This is a genomic window from Variovorax atrisoli (assembly GCF_014195185.1).
Classification (GTDB): domain Bacteria; phylum Pseudomonadota; class Gammaproteobacteria; order Burkholderiales; family Burkholderiaceae_C; genus Variovorax; species Variovorax atrisoli.
On the sequence record NZ_JACIBG010000002.1, the window covers coordinates 672201 to 688204 of the forward strand.

Genomic DNA, 16004 nt, shown 5'->3' on the forward strand with positions numbered 1-16004 from the left:
GAGGCCGGGGGCTGCGAGGGTGGCGCCGAGCGCTCCGAGGGAGCCAAGGAGGCGGCGGCGGCTGGGGTCTGAGGACTGGTTCATGCGTCGTGCCTTTCGGAGGACGGGGCCTGCGCCTTGTTGGCCGCGGTGGATTCAGGCTGCGCGCACTGGGGCAGCTCGCCGAACACGTGCGGCTTGACCTGGTGGTGCAGCCACGAGGTGGCCACCGCTTCGGGCTTGATCACGCTCTTGATGAGCGGCGGGATCTGCTCGCCGAGCAGGATCCCCAGAAGTCCCACCAGGGCGATGACCGGCGGCGCCGGCGAGCGCACCTGGAAGAGTGCGTAGATCACGCCGACCAGGAGGCCGAGCGCAAGCGAGAGGACATAGGGCTTCATGGTCAGCTTGTCTTTGAGGAAAGTTGTCGAGAGCACGGCGCGAGGCGCGAAGAAACCGTAGCGAGCGCTCCGAGGTCGCGCCGAGGACCGCAGGTGCGAGATAGGGGCGCGCAGTAGGTTTGTTCGTGCCTCGATCAACCTTCGTGGGCGCCGAACATGGTCTTGGCGTAGGTCACGCCCAGGCCGTAGGCGCCGCCGACCTTCTTCGCGATGCCGGTGGTGAGCTCGTAGGTCTCGCCGCGGGCCCAGTCGCGCTGGAGCTCGAGCAGGTATTGCAGCGAGGTCATCGGCTGCGCGCCGGCCTGCACCATGCGCTCCATCGCGCGGTTGTGCGCCTCGGTCGAGACGTCGCCGCAGGCGTCGGCGATCACGTACACCTCGAAACCCTGGTCCAGCGCCGACAGCGCCGGGCCCACGATGCACACGCTGGTCCACAGGCCCGCCAGCACGATGCGCGGCTTGCCGATCTGGTTCACGCGCTCGATCACGGCAGCGTCTTCCCAGGTGTTCATCGAGGTGCGGTCCAGCATCTTCTCGCCCGGGAAGGCGTCGGTGATCTCGCTGAACATCGGGCCAGAGAAGCTCTTCTCGGCCACCGTCGTGAGGATGGTCGACACGCCGAAGCCGGCCGCCGCCTGCGCCACCAGCGCGGCGTTGTTGCGCAGGTTCACGGCATCGATCGAGTGCGTGGCGAAGGCCATCTGCGACTGGAAGTCGATCATCACCAGCGTGTGATCGGTGGGCTTGAGCAGCTTGGAACCGGCGGTGGGGGTGGCTTTGAGGGACATGTGAAAAACTCCTGCGGGTTGGTTGAATGTTCGATCTGATTCACAATCGCTTCCGGAGAGGAATCTCCTTGGCATGGAACGAATCATCGGGGGCCTCGAGGCAGTCATCGACGAAACTTTTCATCCTCAATGATCGAATTTTTTGAACGTTGATTTCCAGCCCTCTTTCGGTCCACCTCCATCCCCTCCCAACCCCTCGGGCCACCGCATGCTCAAACTCAGCCTGGAAGCCATCGAGATCGTCGACGCCATCGCGCGCCACGGCTCCTTCGCCGCAGCCGCCTCGCATCTCAACAAGGTGCCCTCGACCATCTCCTATGCCGTCGGCAAGCTGGAGGAGCAGCTCGGCATGCTGCTTTTCGATCGCAACGGCCCGCGCGTGAGCCTCACCGCGGCCGGGGAAGAAATGCTCAAGGAGGGCCGCTGGCTGCTCGGCGCCGCGAGCGACCTCGAATCGCGCATGCGCCAGATCGCGACCGGCTACGAGTCGGAGATCCGGCTGGTGCACGACTCGCTCATTCCCACCCAGGCCCTCATCGGCGACATCCGCGCCTTCGAGGACCTGCGCTGCGGCACGCGGCTGCGCATCGGCTGCGAGGCGCTCACCGGCAGCTGGGAGGCGCTGCGCGAGGGGCGCGCCGACATCGTCATCGCCGCGGGCGACGGCCCCGCCGGCGGCGGCTACCAGGCCGTGACCGTGGGCAGCCTCGACTTCGCCTTCTGCGTGGCGCCCACGCACCCGCTCACGCGCCTGGGCCGCCCGCTGCAGCGCGGCGACCTGATCGAATGCAACGCCATCGTGGTGGGCGACAGCGCCCGCACGCTCTCGGAACGCACCGTCGGCCTGATGGCCGGCCAGCCGCGCATCACCGTGCCGTCGATGCCCGCGAAGATCGCCTGCCAGGTGGCCGGCCTGGGCCACGGCTTCCTGCCGCGCGCCTGCATCACGCAAGAGCTGAAGCGCGGCACGCTGGTCGAGCTGGCCACCGAGGAACCGCGCCCGCCCGAAGCCTTCTGGCTCGCCTGGAAGACCGGCGCGCAGGGGCAGGCGCTGCGCTGGTGGCGCGAGCGGATGAATCGCAAGCTGATACCGGCGCTGCTGCCGCGGTCGAGCTGAGCCCCGACCGCCCCACAGAATCTCAAGCAGCAAAAGACACGCCCGCATGACCCACTGGAAAGCGCTGGAGCCTCTGATCGTCGAAGACGCCACCCGCGCGCTGCGCGCACTGCTCGACGAGAACCCGGGCGAGCAGTTCTACGCCGCCGCCTTCCACGGCATGTACCGCGAGCTCGACGGGCCGATCTACCTGCCCTCGCTCTGCGCGAACAGCGTGGGCGCCCGCGAAGGCGACGAGCCTTCGGGCGACTTCTGGTCAGCGGAATGGAACCCGGCCGACTGGCGTTGGGACGAGATCCAGTTCTCCAGCGCGGCCCTGGACGCGGCGGCAGACGCCGCATGCGAGATCACCCGCAACGACACCCGCGAAGGGTGGCTTCTCGCACAGCAGGAATGCATCGACATGCTCGTCTCGGCCGCACGAAAGGTCCGGGCCGCGCTGGGCGACGCGCCCCAGCTCACGCCGGACTTCGTGCTCTTCCTGCACGACGAGGAGAACAGCCTCGAACTGGCTTGCCGCTGCATCGGCGATGCCGCATTCCACTCGCTCTTTCCCAAGGAAGCGCTGGCGCAGCGGGAGCGCATGCGCGTCGCGGCCCTGCCCGCCGAAGAGCGGATGAGTTGGCTGGTCGGACGCCTCGGCCGCTTCGACGGCCAGCCGGTCGATGCCGAGGAGGCGGAGAAATGGCTGATCGACATCGGCGCACCCGCGGTGCCGGCACTGATCGAGCAGCTGGCCCGACCGCGAGGAAGGTTCGGCTGCGAAGCCGCCAGGATGCTCGGGCGCATCGGGCTTGCGACGCCCGAGGTGCTGGCCGCGCTGCGCAGCAAGCTGCTTGCGCCGGCAGACAAACCCACGCATGCCTGGTGCGCAGCGACCCTGGCCTACCTCGACGACAGCGGATGGCTTTTCGAACGGCTCGCCGAGTGGCGCGGCGAGCCCGACCGAGCAGCGGTCGCCATCCGCGGGCTGTGCGCTCCGTACTCGTCCTTTCGCGACCCGACCCCCGTGACGCTCGACTATCGACCGCTGGAAACCCTGCTCTCGGGCCCCGCCACCGAAGTCGCCGTCGTGCATGAAAAGCTCAGGCCCGGCAGCGGCTACTGCACATTGCGCGCTGCAGAAATCGACGAGGCACTGCGCGGCCTGGCGTCGCCGCACGCCTTGATTCGCCGGCATGCGGCCAGCCTGCTGGAGGAAAGAGGGCTCGGTGCCGAAGCCGGCGAGCGCATCCTGCCGGCGCTGGCCGATCGCCTTGCGCATGACGAGAACGCTGACGTGCGCTGGCAAGCCGTTCGCGGGCTCATGGCCTGGAAACGCGCGGCGCTGCCATGGCAGGCCGCTGTGCGGCACGCCGCACGGCACGATGCAGAAGAGCGCGTGCGTGAAGCCGCCCGCCAATGCCTCGGCGAGCAGGGCAGCGCCTGAGGGCAGGTACGCTCAGCCCGCTGCGCGCAGCTTGTCCAGCGCCCGGTCGAGGAACGCGAGCCGGTCCTGGCCCCAGAAACGCTCGCCGTTCAGGATGAAGGTCGGCGCGCCGAACACGCCTGCTTCGACAGCCTCGGCGCTGTTGGCGCGGTACATCGCCAGCACTTCGGCCGACTGCTCCATCGCCTGCAGCGAGGCGCCGTCGTAGCCGTTCTCGTCGGCCACGGAGATGCGCACTTCGGCTTTCGACGTGTCGCGCTCCTCGGCCCACAGGGCGCGCAGCAGCGCGTGCGACAGCGGCTGGGCGTCGAGGCCCTGCAGCTGGGCGGCGATCACCATCCAGCCGGGGTACTTGTTCCAGTTCGGGTCGGTGGGCGCGCCCTTGGGGTAGTGCGCGGGCTCCAGGTTGAGCGGCATGCCGAGGTAGTCGCTCCAGCGCGCGAGTTCGAGCGCGTGGTACGTGCGGCGCGGCTCGGGGCGCGTCTTCAGCGGGATGCCGCCGGTCTGCGGCACCACGGCCTGGAAGTCGTAGGGCTTGAGCGTGAGCCGCACATGGTGGCGGCGCACGATGTCCTGGAGTTGCGGGCCGCCGAGGTAGGCCCAGGGGGAGGAGAGGCTGTAGTAGCAGTCGAGCGCGATCATGTTTCGATTATCTTCAGCGCATGCCCGCCCTCGCCGCGCCTCTCACCCTTCTCCCCTCGGGGTCAGCCGCGCGGGACACGACGGCGCGATGAAGTTCCCGGCCTTTCTTTTCTCGCTGTTCCTCTCCCGGCTCGCCGACCAGATCCTGCTGTTCCTGGTGCCGCTGGTGGTGTTCCAGGTGACGCAGGACGTGGCGTGGTCCGGCTACGCCTTCGCGGCCGAGACGCTGCCACGCTTCCTGTCGTTTCCCGTCTGCGGCGCGCTGTGCGACCGCGTGTCGCCGCTGAAGCTGCTGCGCGGCAGCCAGATTCTTCGCGCACTGGTCTGCGTGCTCGGCGTGCTGGCCAACGAGGCGATGGGCGGCATCGGCTGGCTGGTCGGCCTCTCGGCGGTGTGCGGCGTGCTCACCACCCAGGGGGTGATGGCCCGCGAAGTGATGCTGCCGCAGATCGCCACGCAGCACGGCTTCGACAAGGTGCTGGCCTATGCGCAGACCGCCGAGCAGACCGGCACCGTGCTCGGCCCGCTGGTGGCCGCCGCCCTGTTCGCGCTGTGGCCGTGGCAGGCGGTGGTCGGCGCGGCGGCCGGCTTCTTCCTGCTGGCTGACGTCGCCACCTCGTACTGGCGCCGCGGCAACCCTGTGCAGCTGCACCAGCCGCAGGGCGCGCCGGGCCACTTCCTGCAGCCCATCGTGACGGCCCTCGGCCATGTGCTGCGCCTGCCGGGGCTGCTGCGCCTGACCATGCTCACCTCCGGCGTCAACCTGATGCTCGGCACCACCCTGGCATCCGCCGCCGCAATGGTCACCGGCCTGCACCAGCGCTCGGCCACCTACTACGCGGGGCTGCAGACACTCGGGGCCGTCGCCACCATCGCGATCCTGCTGGCGATCATCCGGGGGTCGATCCCGCTCAAGCGTATGGGCGTCACCGCCTACGCACTGATACTGGCCGGCGGCCTGCTCACCGCCGCGAGCACCAGCCACTGGGGTTATGCGGCCGGCTTCCTGCTGGTCATCGGCTTCGACAAGATGTTCAGCATCTACATCCGCATCCACCGCCAGCGGATCATTCCGGCGCAGGACTACGGCAAGACCACCGGCGTGATCGTGCTGCTGAACAACCTGACGCAACCGCTGGCCGGGCTGATCGTCGGCGCGTTCGCGGATGCGACGCAGACGCGCGGGGTGATCTTTGCGGTGTGCTTGCTGGTGGGGGCGATCGGTGTTGCTTCGGCTGTGGCCAGCAGAAAAGCCCCCGCTACATCACCTTGACCGCACGCCCGATGAACTGGATCGGCCCGGTCGGCCGGTCTATCGGCGAGCCGTTCTCCGGCTCCAGCGTGAGCTCGAACAGCTGGTTCGGCTCCAGCGGAGGCAGCTTGTCGATGGGAATGCGCAGCGCCTGCCCCTGCTTGACCAGGCCCAACGACACGGGCCCGCGCCACTGGTCGGCCTTGGTCCAGAACTGCAGCGTCTTCTGCGGCGGCACTTCGAAGGTGCCCAGCGGCACCAGGCTCAGCTGACGCGACGAGGAGGTCTGGATCACCCAGCCCGGCGACTTGTCCTGCGGCGCGACCAGCACCACCATGTACTGCGGCGTCGGCAGCGGACGCGTGACGAGCACGGCCACCATCAACGCGGCCGCGGCGAACCCGCCAGCAGCCAAGCCGCGCCACAACCTCAGGTCGTTCCACCAGCCCGAGAGGATCGATGGACGCGCGGGCGCGACCTTCTTCCTCTCCGGCTCCGCCGCGCTGCCAAGACTGCGTTCGATGCGCGGCCAGAGCGCCGGCGACGGCTCCTCCGGCAACGCGAGCACCGTGAGCGGCAGCAGCCGCGCTTCCCATGCCTGCACGGCATCGCGCAAGGCCGGTTCATCTTGCATGCGGGCCTCGACCGCCGCGCGCGCGCCGGCTGACAGCGTGCCGAGCACGTACTCGCCCGCCAGCGCATCGATGTCTTCGTCGCCGGCTGTTGTAGTCGTCGGGTTGCCGTTCATGCCATGCACTCCCGCAGCGCGCGCATGCCGCGCAGGATCCAGGCCTTCACCGTGCCCAGCGGCGTCTGCAGCCGCTCGGCGATCTCGCCATGCGAGCAGCCTTCGACATACGCGAAGAGGATGCAGTCGCGCCGCGCCGGCTCCAGCCCGTTCAGGCAGTTCTCGAGCCTGCCCAGGTCGGCGCGCAATTCGAACTGGTCGCCGGCCGCGGCGTATGCCGCGAGCGCGGCCTGGTCGTCGATGGCCTCTGCCGCGTCTTCGCTCACGTCCACCTGGCGTGCGCCGCTGCGCACCATGTTCAATGCGGCGTTGCGCACCACGCTGTAGATCCAGCCCCGGCCCTCGCCGCGCGCCGGGTTGAAGGTTTCCGCGCGCTGCCAGATGCTGATGAAGGCGTCGTGCAGCACGTCTTCGGCCTGCTGGCGCTGGCGCACGATGCGCAACGCCACACCCAGCAGGTACCGGCTTTCGCGCTGGTAGAGCTGCTGCAGGGCCTGACGGTCGCCGCGTGCGCAGGCCATGAGGGCGGCGTCGTAGTCAAAGGGCGGTGTGGGTGGCGGGTTCTGCACGGCCCGATGGTAGTGGAGCCCGCGGCCCCGCCGCCGAATCGCCCCCCGGTCAGGACGCCTTCCAGAAGATGTAGTCGGCCTGGTACTGCACGATCTGCTTCTGGCCCTTGTTGGCCGGCGTGCAGGCCACCGTCGTGGGAGCCACGCCGCCTTGCAGCGCCACGCGCTGGATGTAGGTGACGCCCGTCATCGCGCCGCTGCCCGTGGCAGGGTTGGCCTTCACCAGCTGGTACGGCAGGCTGGTCGGGCCCGAGGGCGCTACCGCCAGCTGCGTGGCCGTGAGCTTCGAACCGTCGTTCGATTCCCAGGTGGCCGGCGGGCCGTAGTACTTGCCGACCTGCTTGCCGCTGCGGTCCAGCAGCTTGGCGTCGGGGCCGACGAAAACCCACTCGGTCTGGCCCGGGGCATTGGCCTTGTCGCGGCATTCATAGGTGATGTCGCCCTTGCCCACCGTTTCCATCGCGACCTTGTTGCCGGCCGGCACCTGGATGGTGGGGGGCAGGCTGGACTGGTTGAAGGCGGGAGTCATCGACATCGAGCCGCAGGCGGTGAGCACCGCAGCAGCGGCACTGACGGCGCCGAGAACGGCGAGCGAACGGGCGGGACGGGAGGTGTGCATGGAATTTCTCCTGGGTTGTAGAAGGTCAGCAGCTCCTCGCTGCTGAGGGGTCTACACGCCAGTGGCGGATTTGGATGCAGGGGGTGGAAGATTTTTTTGATGGGGCAGCGAGCCCGGGATCGCATGCGCGCCGCATCGTGAAATACGAACGGTCGATTGACGATAGGCAACAGTCGTTTCAATCGTGGCCGGGTACACCTGCTGCGTCATCCACTCAGAGATTTGAAGTGAACTGGAAGATCTGGATCGCCACCATCTCGGCGGTAGCGCCCTCGTATGCCGGCTCTCAGGTCAAGGTCAGAGGGGTGTCGAATCTTCGCTGACCGGACCGCCGGAACGAAGTTGCGTCGAAACAGCTGTTCATGCGGCAGCTCAGCCAGAACGATGGTCAATCAAAGGGAGAAAAATGTCATCGAACACGAACTCGGTCGCGCACGCGCAGCATTCGGAGCCCAACGTCACACTCTATGGGCGCATTGCCGCAAAGCCTGTTGGATATGTCAGTTGGCCTGAACCCGACCTGCATTTCTCCATCATCATCGACGATGCGTATAGTGGCATCACCGTGATTGATGGTCAGCCCTCCCTGCTTGAGGCCGGGGTGCGCAGCCTAGGGCTGATCCGCACGAACCGCTACACAAATTCACTCCCCGGAGGAGCGGTCTTCAAGATGCCATTGAATCCTCCACAGGGCATGAGCCGGCAGGAGTTTGCCCGCCAGTTGATCGTCAACTCCCAGAAGTTCGCGAGCTACGTGTCTCCGTACTCCATTCCGAAGAACGTTCGAGGCTCCATCATGCGTCCCGGCGAATACAACAGCAGTTCCTATGTTGCAGGCCTGCTGCGGAGCGTGATGGGTCATGTGCCTATCGTCTCAGCGCCTGGATATCAGACCCCAGGCTGGGAGAACCCCCTGCCTGGTCACTACTACAAGGGCGAGGCGATCCGATGAGCAAACGCTTGTGGCTACCGCTGAACATGCTGGCGTGGACCTTGGCGATACCCCTGCTCAGCATCAGCCTGCGCTACCTGGACGAGCAACGCATCCTCGCGATGTCCGAGTCGGTGGTGGCGATGGAGGTTTCTGCACTGCTGCTATGGGCCGTCTTCATCTATGTGAAGTTCGTTCCAGCTGCGTCCGGGCTCTCCCTCCGGATCGGGTACTTCGTGGCTTTCTCCGCCATGATGACTCTGCTGGGTGCCGCAGGCCTTTGGCTGAGTTTCTTGACCATCGTCGCCGTCTACGGACTGTGACAGCGATCGGACGCACCGACTCCCGACTTCGGCAACCCGTCGCATCGCCCCCGCTGCGGCGCCAAGCGACCCGCTATCGCCGACCTGCCCTCACCCCCTGCGCCACCAACGTCAACACGGCAAACCCAAGAATCACCCACACTCCCGAATGGAGCATCCCCAGTTCCGTTCCGGGCGCAATCGCCGCAGTCAGCACCGCCAACCCGCAAGCACCGCCCACCTGCAGCGAACTGTTCAGCAACCCGGCCGCCAGCCCCTGCTCGTCGTCGGCCACGCCGTTCGTCCCCGCCACCATCAGCGCCGAGATGCTCAGCGCAAACCCGAGACCCCACAGCACCGAAGCCGGCAGCAGCACGCCCCACAGGTCGGGCTCAGGTCCGATTCGCAGCATCAGCAGGTAGCACGGCACGAAGGCCAGCAGGCCGACCATCAGCACGCGCGTCACGCCGAAGCGGCTGATGAGCGCGCCGATCTTCGGCCCGATCACCACCACCATCAGCCCCGCCGGCAGCAGCACCAGCGCCATCTGCCACGGCTTCCAGCCCTGGATGTTCTGCAGGTACAGAGCGATCAAGAATTGGAAGCCCATGGCACCGCCATACAGCAGCGCGGCGCTGATGTTGGCGGCCACCAGGCCGCGATTGCGGAAGATGCCCAGCCGCACCAGCGGCTCCTTCACCGTGCGCTCGATGGCGACGAAAGCCATCAGCAGCGCCGCAGCCACCGCGAAGCCGATGACGGTTCGCGGCGACGACCACCCCGCCTCCTCCACCGACACCACCGTGAACACCATCAGCAGCATGCCCGCCACCAGCGTGACGGCGCCGGCGATGTCGAGCCGCTGCCGCTGCTGTCCTTTTGCGCGCGGCGCATCGGGCGGCAGGTAGCGCAGCGCGGCCAGCAACAGCAGCACCGCGACCGGAATCGGCAGCACGAAGATGTAGCGCCAGTTCAGTGCCGCCAGCAGCCCGCCGATGAGCAGGCCCGACGAGTACCCCGAGGCCTCGAAGAGGTTGAAGATGCCGAAGGCCTTGTTGCGCGCTGGACCTTCGGCAAAGGTGGTGGTCAGCAGCGACATCGCAGCCGGCCCGGTGAAACCCGCCGCCATGCCCTTGACGAAGCGCGAGACGATCAGCAGCCCCGCGTCGGTGGCGAAGGCGCCGCCCACCGACACCAGCGCGAACACCGCCAGCCCCGCCACCAGCACGCGCCTGCGGCCGAACAGGTCGGCACAGCGCCCGCCCAGCAGCAGAAAGCCGCCGAAGGCCAGGATGTACGCACTGACCAGCCACTGCGCCGTGGCCGCGCCGATGCCGAAGGCCTGCTGGATCTCGGGGATTGCCACCGCGATCATCGAGATGTCGAGCCCGTCCAGCAGAATCACGCCGCTGAAAATGAGCAGCGCGATCCACATGCGCGCGGGCCAATGCAGGGGATCGTGGTTGTTGCTGTTGCTATTGCTGTTGCTGTTGCTCTGCGCGGTCACGGGGCAGGCCCCGCCCGGGTCGTTCATCTGGCTGGCAGACATCGTTGGTTCACTCGCTCGCTTGTTCATTGGTTGATCGGCTGGTTCGGCCAATCCTCCCGCGCCGCTCGCGGCTTGGGAAACGAGTAGTTCTCAACGGAGCATCAAGCGAGACTTGAAGATCGAGTCGATCGATTGATCGTCGATCGATGGATGTATCGCCAGACCGCTCGCCCATTGCCACGCACGCCAACGTCAACACCAACGCCACGACCATGACGACAAGCACCGCCCCCGCCACGAACCGCGGCATGCCCCTGCCCGGCACGCGCGCGCTGCGTACCTTCGAGGCAGCCGCGAGGCACCGCAATTTCACGCGCGCGGCAGACGAACTGGGGCTCACGCCCGCGGCCGTGAGCTACCAGATCAAGGAAATCGAAGACCAGCTAGGCCTTGTGCTCTTCACGCGCAACAGCCGCAGCATTCAGCTCACACCGGCCGGGGCTTTGCTCTTCGAGGCGACCGCCGATGCGCTCGACACCCTGCACCGCGCCACCGGCCGCGCCCGCCGACTGGCGCGCAGCGCGGCACAACTGCGCGTGTCGCTGAGCGCGCGCTTCGCCACCAACTGGCTGCTGCCCAGACTGCCGAAGTTCAGGGCCGCCAACCCTGGGCTGGAACTGAGCTTCGACATCACCGACGAGCTGCGCGACTTCGAGGCCGACGACATCGACATTGCCATCCGCTTCGGCACCGGCAGCTATGAAGGCGCGCACGCCGAGCGGCTCTTCGACACCCTCATCGTGCCCGTGTGCAGCCCCAGGCTCATCGAGAACGGTCCGCCGCTGAACGAGCCGCGTGACCTGCTTCGCCACGACCTCATGCTCTGCCATGTCGACTGGAAGACCGACACCATGACCTGGCCCGACTGGCGCGTGTGGATGGCCGCGGCCGGCGTGGACGACGAGGACATCGACGACAGCCGTTTCGTGGGCTTTGCCGATTCGAGCTTCGTGGTGCAGGCCGTACTCGAAGGCGGCGCCGTGGGGCTGGCCGACCTGGACCTGATCGCGGGCGACCTGGCGCAGGGGCGGCTGGTGCGGCTGTTCGACGTCGGCGTGCGCATGGCGCCGCCGTATGCCTACTACCTGGTGTATCCGCAGGAGAACAGCGAAGACACGCGGGTCGTGGCGTTTCGGGAATGGATGCTGGGGGAGATGAAAAGCGAACCGGGCCAGCCTGACGATCACGACTGGCTTGAAGCCCCGAATACCCTCCAGCCCAACTGGTGATTTCGTGAGTCCTCACTGCCAGGAGACAAGTCGACGATGCAGAAGATCGACCAATGCGTAGAGCAAAAGAGAAATTACGACCAGGATAGTGAGAGAAGCGAAAGCAGTGGGAACCTTGAACGAAGACGTCGAGAAAAGGATCAGGTAGCCTAACCCCGTCTCAGCGGCAACGAACTCCGCGACCACGGCACCAATGATGCTCAGCGTCACCCCAACCTTGAGCGCAGCGAATATGAAGGGGGCCGCATAGGGAAGGCGAATCTGAAGGTATTGGCGGCGGACTGGCGCCCGCAGGGACCGGGATAACTCCACCAACTCGGGAGGAACAGCCGCCAATCCGGTTGCCGTTGCAATCACGATCGGAAAAAAGGTGATGAGCATGGTGATCACGACCTTGGGCAAGCTGCCAGTTCCAAGAGTGACCACAAGGATAGGTGCGACGGCGATGATGGGCGTGGATTGAATTACCACCAGCCAAGGAAGGACAAGACGGGACAGCAACCTCGACTTGACGATTCCAATGGCCAAAGGAAGTGCAATCAGGATCGCGCAGAAGTAGCCGGTCAATGCGACCGACAGCGTCGTCCAGGCGTGCTCGATCCATCGATGCAAACTCATCTCGACCATGCTTGCGCCGATCGCACTGGGCGCAGGCAGTATGAACTGGGGTACTTGCAGCGTCCGACAGATCATCTCCCACACCGCCACGACGCCAATGAACACGACGATTGCGAGATGCCGGTCCATGGCTGCAAGCAGCAGATTATTTCTGCGTTCGGTCATGGTCACTCCTTGCTGCGGCTGAAAAGTTTGATCCGCATCTCGTTTGCCATGGCATTGAATGCAGGATCGGCAAGCGTGTCGATGGTTCTTGGACGCGCGAAGGGCACGTCGATGATCTCCGAGACTCGCCCCGGCCGGGCACTCATGACCACGATGCGGTCCGACAGCAGCAAGGCTTCCTGGATCGAATGCGTCACGAAGACGACCGTCTTCGGACGCTCCGTCCAGATACGCAACAGCTCCAGACTCATCTCGTCACGAGTCAGGGAGTCCAGTGCAGAGAATGGTTCGTCCATCAACAGGATGTCCGGGTCGTGCAGCAACGAGCGCGCGATGGCAACGCGCTGCTGCATTCCACCAGACAGCTCGCTGGGGTTTCGCTCGGCGAAATCAGCCAGGCCTGTCATCGACAGCAATTCGCGTGCGTGCTTGCGGTCGCGGTCATCGACTCGCCCATGCTTGTGTTTCATGGGAAAAGTGATGTTGTCGACCACATTGGCCCATGGAAGCAGCGTAGGTCGCTGGAAAACCATGCCGATCTCATCGCGAGGTTCCAGGACCGGCATGCCGTAGATCTTGACCTCCCCCTCCGAAGGCTGCAGAAGTCCGGCGATCAAGCGCAGGATCGTCGACTTTCCGCAGCCCGATGGACCTATAAGAGAAACGAACTCATGGCGGCGCAACTTCAGGTCGACGTTCTGCAGCGCAGTCACCTTGGAACCGTCGCGGCCGACGAAAGTCTGTCCAACACCGTGGACGCTGATGACGTCGTTCATCGGCCGAGCTTCGAAAGGAACGAGCGATCGACCAGGGATTCCGGCCTCACCTTGTCCGCAGGGTAGTTCATGGACCTGTACACCCAGGTCCAGGTTGCCTCGAGGAGCTTCGGCTCGAATGCTCCAAAACCATCGCGTTTCGAGATTGGGTTGTCGATCAGCGGAATGGAGGCGCGAAACATCGCCGCAGCCACCTTGATGTCCGTCTCTGGCACTGCCGCCTTGAGATCGGCCGCCGCCTTGTCGGGATTCTCGATCGAGAAGCGAATGGCCTTGACCGTCGCCCGCAGGAACTTCGCGAGAACCTCCGGGCGTTCCCTGATCAGCTTGTCCGAAGCGAAGATGCTCATGCCATAGCCGTCCAACCCGTACTTCGACCACTCGATGACCGAGAGCTTCTTGTTGGCCTGCTTCAGGGCTTCGTCGAACTGCGGGACCACGGTGGTCCAATTGATGGTGGCATCAACCCGCCCCTGCGCGAGCATAGGTGCCTGTGCGCTCGGGTCGACCTTGACCGTCTTCACCTTGCCGGGGTCAATGCCATTGGCCCGAAGAATGACGGGCCACAGCACGTTGGAGGACGAGAACGTGGGCATCGCCACGGTCTTTCCCGTCAGGTCCTTGAGTTCGTTCACTCCGCTTCCGGCGATGGTGAAGAGCGCGTCGGGTTGCACGGAGTAGACCGACATCACAGCCTTGACGGGGACCGGCGACTCGGCGGCCGCCATCATCAATGACGCAATGGCACCGTTGCAAACGTCCGCAGCGCCAGTCGCAACTTTCGTGATTGCGTCCGAAGATCCCCGGCCGGGAACGACCGATACATCCAGGCCTTCCGCCGCGTAGAACCCCTGCTTGAGCGCCACGTATGCAAAGGCCTTGTCGCCGTTGGGCAGCCAGTCCAGCTGAAAGGTGAGCCGCTCGGCAGCACCGGCTGTGACGGACGCCAGCGCAATAGAAGCCGCCGTAAGGAATGTCTTGAAGTGCATGAGAGAGCTTTCGGTGGGATATCGTGTATCTAAGCTAAGTGCGCGTGATCGCAGGGACGGTCGCGAGGGTCGCCGCCAGCCGTAGCGTCAGTTCTTCGGGATTCGCAAGTTGGGGGACGTGCCCGCAATCCAGTTCGATACGATGTGCGCCCGGCACAAGTGCTTGCATGCGCCTTTGCATCACAAGCGGGATGGAGCGATCCCGCAGCGCTTCCACATAGACGCGGGGCACTTGTCCTGCACGTTGGGCAGTCCAGTCCACGGAGATTGCCCGGCCGGTCTCCGCCTGCGGTCTGAGCAGGGAAGCGGCCCTTCGGGCAGCGCCTTCTTCGCAGTCTTGCAGGAAGAAGGAAAGCGCAGCCGCCTCGGGCACGCAGCTGAAGCGGCGATCTGGCGTCCATACCAGGTGGGGTCCGATGCCACGAAGATCTTGCCCGGGATAATCACAGGCTGCGTGTCTGAGCAGCTCTGCGTAGCTCAAGCCCGACGGCAGCATCATGCCCGCGAGGTATACGAGGCATTGGATTTTCCCGGGGATGCGCTCGGCCACCGCGGTCGCGATCAGCCCGCCTCCGCTATGGCCCACGAGAACGACCCGTTCCCCGACCGAATCGACCGTTGCGCAGACATGGTCGACGTACGCAGGCAGGCTTGCCGGGCCAGGCGTTCCCCAGCCGTTGCCCGGCAGATCCAGTGCCTGTGTATGCCAACCTCTGGCGTGCAGATATGGCAACCAGGCGTCGAACGCCCAGCTTCCCTGCCAAGCGCCGTGGATAAGTACGAGATGGTGGTGCATGCTCACCCGTACGTGCGCTTGTAGCAGTTCATGAGATGTTGCTCGACCGTGATCGGTGCGTACTTCGGTGCCTCGCCATCCTTCAGGCAAGCAGGGATGCACTCGACGACCCAGTCGTAGTTGCCCGTGAAGAAAAACGGGACGGAGTGCCGCTCCCGGCCCGACCGGTTGATGACCCGGTGCAGGGTCGACTTGTAGCGGCCGTTGGTCCAGCGTTCGATCAGGTCGCCGATGTTCACGACGTAGGTTCCAGGTATCGGCGGTGCGTCGGTCCATCTGCCCGTGTTTGCGGGTTGCACCTGCAGCCCGCCTGCTTCGTCCTGAAGGAGGAAGGTCAAGGCACCGAAGTCGGTATGCGCACCGCAACCTTTCTCATCCGGCTGCGCTACGGCGGGCTGTGGCGGATAGTGAAGCAACCGCAGATTGGCGGCCGCACCATCAAGAAAGCCGTCGAAATGGTCTTCGGGCAGCTCCAGCGAAAGGGCCAATCCGCGCATCATGACGCCCCCGAGGCGATACAAGGCACTGAAGTAATCGGTAGCGACCGCCCTGAAGTTCGGCAGGTCGGCAGGCCATTGATTCGGTCCGTGGTTGAACTTGCCGGCTATCACCGACGGGTGGTCATCGGGAAGTTCGATGCCCAGGTAATAGCTTTCCTTGAGGTCCGGAGGCGCGCCGGCTTCCAGCGTCTGCGCACGCAGAGGCTCGTAGCCTCGATTGCATCGAGAAAGCGCCTTCGATACCTGAAGCTTCTTCGGTTCCGGCTGGTCGAAGAACGTCGCGGTCTCCGCCAGAACCTTGCGGATCAGTTCAGCCTCGATCCCGTGATTCTTGATGTAAAAGAAGCCACTGTTTTCGCACGCCTTGCGCAGGTTCTGTGCAACCGCCCTGCGCTGAGCGATGTCATGCGAATGCAGCCCCCCGATATCAATCAGGGGGACCGTGGCATGGTCGATAGGTTGATTCATGATTGCCTGTGAGGATGGAACGTGCCGCCATCCTAGGAACGATTCGGTGCATCAGATAGCACTGAATATCGCTCGTGGCGTTGCCTGATGCGCAACACCAGCGGGTCGAAAAATCCGACCACCAGACAGGTGCGCGA

At 65.3% G+C, this 16004-nt stretch carries 18 protein-coding genes; 6 read left to right on the plus strand and 12 right to left on the minus strand.

Translation table 11 applies throughout. The features are described 5' to 3' along the window. Window positions 1-80 precede the first annotated feature (80 nt). Both FHY06_RS09995 and FHY06_RS10000 read right to left on the minus strand, forming a co-directional pair. Window positions 81-380, minus strand: coding sequence for a DUF1427 family protein (locus FHY06_RS09995; RefSeq protein ID WP_126182517.1), 300 nt, complete (start codon window positions 378-380; stop codon window positions 81-83). 134 nt (window positions 381-514) lie between these two features. Further along, window positions 515-1168, minus strand: coding sequence for a hydrolase (locus FHY06_RS10000; RefSeq protein ID WP_019656732.1), 654 nt, complete (start codon window positions 1166-1168; stop codon window positions 515-517). Between the two features lie 208 nt (window positions 1169-1376). On the opposite strand from FHY06_RS10000, the gene FHY06_RS10005 reads away from it, so the two are divergent. Continuing rightward, the gene (locus FHY06_RS10005) at window positions 1377-2285 is read left to right on the plus strand and encodes a LysR family transcriptional regulator (RefSeq protein WP_026346599.1); all 909 of its coding nucleotides are present in this window, start codon (window positions 1377-1379) and stop codon (window positions 2283-2285) included. 46 nt (window positions 2286-2331) lie between these two features. Continuing rightward, on the plus strand, window positions 2332-3714 hold the full coding sequence (locus FHY06_RS10010) for a DUF4303 domain-containing protein (protein WP_184604715.1): 1383 nt from the start codon (window positions 2332-2334) through the stop codon (window positions 3712-3714). A 12-nt stretch (window positions 3715-3726) separates the two neighbouring features. On the opposite strand, the gene FHY06_RS10015 is transcribed toward FHY06_RS10010, so the two are convergent. Then, window positions 3727-4356 (minus strand): 2-hydroxychromene-2-carboxylate isomerase, encoded by a 630-nt coding sequence (locus FHY06_RS10015; RefSeq protein WP_184604717.1) that lies wholly within the window; start codon window positions 4354-4356, stop codon window positions 3727-3729. An 88-nt stretch (window positions 4357-4444) separates the two neighbouring features. Here FHY06_RS10015 and FHY06_RS10020 point away from each other — a divergent pair, with 88 nt between their 5' ends. Then, a complete protein-coding gene (locus tag FHY06_RS10020) occupies window positions 4445-5629 on the plus strand; it encodes an MFS transporter (protein ID WP_184604719.1) in 1185 nt (394 codons plus the stop codon). On the opposite strand, the gene FHY06_RS10025 is transcribed toward FHY06_RS10020, so the two are convergent. The 3 genes from FHY06_RS10025 to FHY06_RS10035 form a co-directional block, all read right to left on the minus strand. Further along, the gene (locus FHY06_RS10025) at window positions 5616-6356 is read right to left on the minus strand and encodes an anti-sigma factor (RefSeq protein ID WP_126182513.1); all 741 of its coding nucleotides are present in this window, start codon (window positions 6354-6356) and stop codon (window positions 5616-5618) included. The genes FHY06_RS10020 and FHY06_RS10025 overlap by 14 nt on opposite strands. Continuing rightward, window positions 6353-6877, minus strand: coding sequence for a sigma-70 family RNA polymerase sigma factor (locus FHY06_RS10030; protein WP_221404223.1), 525 nt, complete (start codon window positions 6875-6877; stop codon window positions 6353-6355). Before FHY06_RS10030 ends, FHY06_RS10025 begins: the two co-directional genes overlap by 4 nt. Before the next feature lie 97 nt (window positions 6878-6974). Next, on the minus strand, window positions 6975-7544 hold the full coding sequence (locus tag FHY06_RS10035) for a DUF3455 domain-containing protein (RefSeq protein ID WP_019656726.1): 570 nt from the start codon (window positions 7542-7544) through the stop codon (window positions 6975-6977). Window positions 7545-7950: 406 nt separating this feature from the next. Between FHY06_RS10035 and FHY06_RS10040 the strand changes: the two genes are divergently transcribed. Beyond that, window positions 7951-8496 carry a hypothetical protein gene (locus FHY06_RS10040; protein WP_132752217.1) on the plus strand — a complete coding sequence of 182 codons (546 nt, stop codon included), beginning with the start codon at window positions 7951-7953 and terminating at the stop codon, window positions 8494-8496. After that, window positions 8493-8798, plus strand: coding sequence for a hypothetical protein (locus tag FHY06_RS10045; RefSeq protein WP_132752216.1), 306 nt, complete (start codon window positions 8493-8495; stop codon window positions 8796-8798). The genes FHY06_RS10040 and FHY06_RS10045 overlap by 4 nt, the downstream gene beginning before the upstream one ends. Window positions 8799-8871: 73 nt before the next feature. Here FHY06_RS10045 and FHY06_RS10050 read toward each other — a convergent pair whose 3' ends face one another. After that, window positions 8872-10326: an MFS transporter gene (locus FHY06_RS10050; RefSeq protein ID WP_184604721.1), complete on the minus strand. Its 1455-nt coding sequence runs from the start codon at window positions 10324-10326 to the stop codon at window positions 8872-8874. Window positions 10327-10574: 248 nt separating this feature from the next. On the opposite strand from FHY06_RS10050, the gene gcvA reads away from it, so the two are divergent. After that, window positions 10575-11555 (plus strand): transcriptional regulator GcvA, encoded by a 981-nt coding sequence (gene gcvA / locus FHY06_RS10055; RefSeq protein WP_184605031.1) that lies wholly within the window; start codon window positions 10575-10577, stop codon window positions 11553-11555. Between the two features lie 12 nt (window positions 11556-11567). On the opposite strand, the gene FHY06_RS10060 is transcribed toward gcvA, so the two are convergent. The 5 genes from FHY06_RS10060 to FHY06_RS10080 are packed head-to-tail and all read right to left on the minus strand — an operon-like array spanning window position 11568 to window position 15867. Beyond that, window positions 11568-12338 carry an ABC transporter permease gene (locus FHY06_RS10060; protein WP_260310213.1) on the minus strand — a complete coding sequence of 257 codons (771 nt, stop codon included), beginning with the start codon at window positions 12336-12338 and terminating at the stop codon, window positions 11568-11570. Between the two features lie 2 nt (window positions 12339-12340). Beyond that, complete coding sequence (locus FHY06_RS10065) at window positions 12341-13114, minus strand: ABC transporter ATP-binding protein (protein ID WP_184604723.1); 774 nt, start codon at window positions 13112-13114, stop codon at window positions 12341-12343. Beyond that, on the minus strand, window positions 13111-14103 hold the full coding sequence (locus tag FHY06_RS10070) for an ABC transporter substrate-binding protein (RefSeq protein WP_260310214.1): 993 nt from the start codon (window positions 14101-14103) through the stop codon (window positions 13111-13113). Before FHY06_RS10070 ends, FHY06_RS10065 begins: the two co-directional genes overlap by 4 nt. A 34-nt stretch (window positions 14104-14137) precedes the next feature. Continuing rightward, complete coding sequence (locus FHY06_RS10075) at window positions 14138-14899, minus strand: alpha/beta fold hydrolase (protein ID WP_184604725.1); 762 nt, start codon at window positions 14897-14899, stop codon at window positions 14138-14140. A 2-nt stretch (window positions 14900-14901) separates the two neighbouring features. Beyond that, complete coding sequence (locus FHY06_RS10080) at window positions 14902-15867, minus strand: isopenicillin N synthase family dioxygenase (RefSeq protein ID WP_184604728.1); 966 nt, start codon at window positions 15865-15867, stop codon at window positions 14902-14904. Between the last annotated feature and the right edge of the window lie 137 nt (window positions 15868-16004).

What these genes read in the sequence shown, in the direction of transcription:
- FHY06_RS09995 (WP_126182517.1), bottom strand. Translation starts at nt 380, where the DNA reads ATGAAGCCCTATGTCCTCTCGCTTGCGCTCGGCCTCCTGGTCGGCGTG.
- FHY06_RS10000 (WP_019656732.1), bottom strand. Translation starts at nt 1,168, where the DNA reads ATGTCCCTCAAAGCCACCCCCACCGCCGGTTCCAAGCTGCTCAAGCCC.
- FHY06_RS10005 (WP_026346599.1), top strand. Translation starts at nt 1,377, where the DNA reads ATGCTCAAACTCAGCCTGGAAGCCATCGAGATCGTCGACGCCATCGCG.
- FHY06_RS10010 (WP_184604715.1), top strand. Translation starts at nt 2,332, where the DNA reads ATGACCCACTGGAAAGCGCTGGAGCCTCTGATCGTCGAAGACGCCACC.
- FHY06_RS10015 (WP_184604717.1), bottom strand. Translation starts at nt 4,356, where the DNA reads ATGATCGCGCTCGACTGCTACTACAGCCTCTCCTCCCCCTGGGCCTAC.
- FHY06_RS10020 (WP_184604719.1), top strand. Translation starts at nt 4,445, where the DNA reads ATGAAGTTCCCGGCCTTTCTTTTCTCGCTGTTCCTCTCCCGGCTCGCC.
- FHY06_RS10025 (WP_126182513.1), bottom strand. Translation starts at nt 6,356, where the DNA reads ATGAACGGCAACCCGACGACTACAACAGCCGGCGACGAAGACATCGAT.
- FHY06_RS10030 (WP_221404223.1), bottom strand. Translation starts at nt 6,877, where the DNA reads ATGGCCTGCGCACGCGGCGACCGTCAGGCCCTGCAGCAGCTCTACCAG.
- FHY06_RS10035 (WP_019656726.1), bottom strand. Translation starts at nt 7,544, where the DNA reads ATGCACACCTCCCGTCCCGCCCGTTCGCTCGCCGTTCTCGGCGCCGTC.
- FHY06_RS10040 (WP_132752217.1), top strand. Translation starts at nt 7,951, where the DNA reads ATGTCATCGAACACGAACTCGGTCGCGCACGCGCAGCATTCGGAGCCC.
- FHY06_RS10045 (WP_132752216.1), top strand. Translation starts at nt 8,493, where the DNA reads ATGAGCAAACGCTTGTGGCTACCGCTGAACATGCTGGCGTGGACCTTG.
- FHY06_RS10050 (WP_184604721.1), bottom strand. Translation starts at nt 10,326, where the DNA reads ATGTCTGCCAGCCAGATGAACGACCCGGGCGGGGCCTGCCCCGTGACC.
- gcvA (WP_184605031.1), top strand. Translation starts at nt 10,575, where the DNA reads ATGCCCCTGCCCGGCACGCGCGCGCTGCGTACCTTCGAGGCAGCCGCG.
- FHY06_RS10060 (WP_260310213.1), bottom strand. Translation starts at nt 12,338, where the DNA reads ATGACCGAACGCAGAAATAATCTGCTGCTTGCAGCCATGGACCGGCAT.
- FHY06_RS10065 (WP_184604723.1), bottom strand. Translation starts at nt 13,114, where the DNA reads ATGAACGACGTCATCAGCGTCCACGGTGTTGGACAGACTTTCGTCGGC.
- FHY06_RS10070 (WP_260310214.1), bottom strand. Translation starts at nt 14,103, where the DNA reads ATGCACTTCAAGACATTCCTTACGGCGGCTTCTATTGCGCTGGCGTCC.
- FHY06_RS10075 (WP_184604725.1), bottom strand. Translation starts at nt 14,899, where the DNA reads ATGCACCACCATCTCGTACTTATCCACGGCGCTTGGCAGGGAAGCTGG.
- FHY06_RS10080 (WP_184604728.1), bottom strand. Translation starts at nt 15,867, where the DNA reads ATGAATCAACCTATCGACCATGCCACGGTCCCCCTGATTGATATCGGG.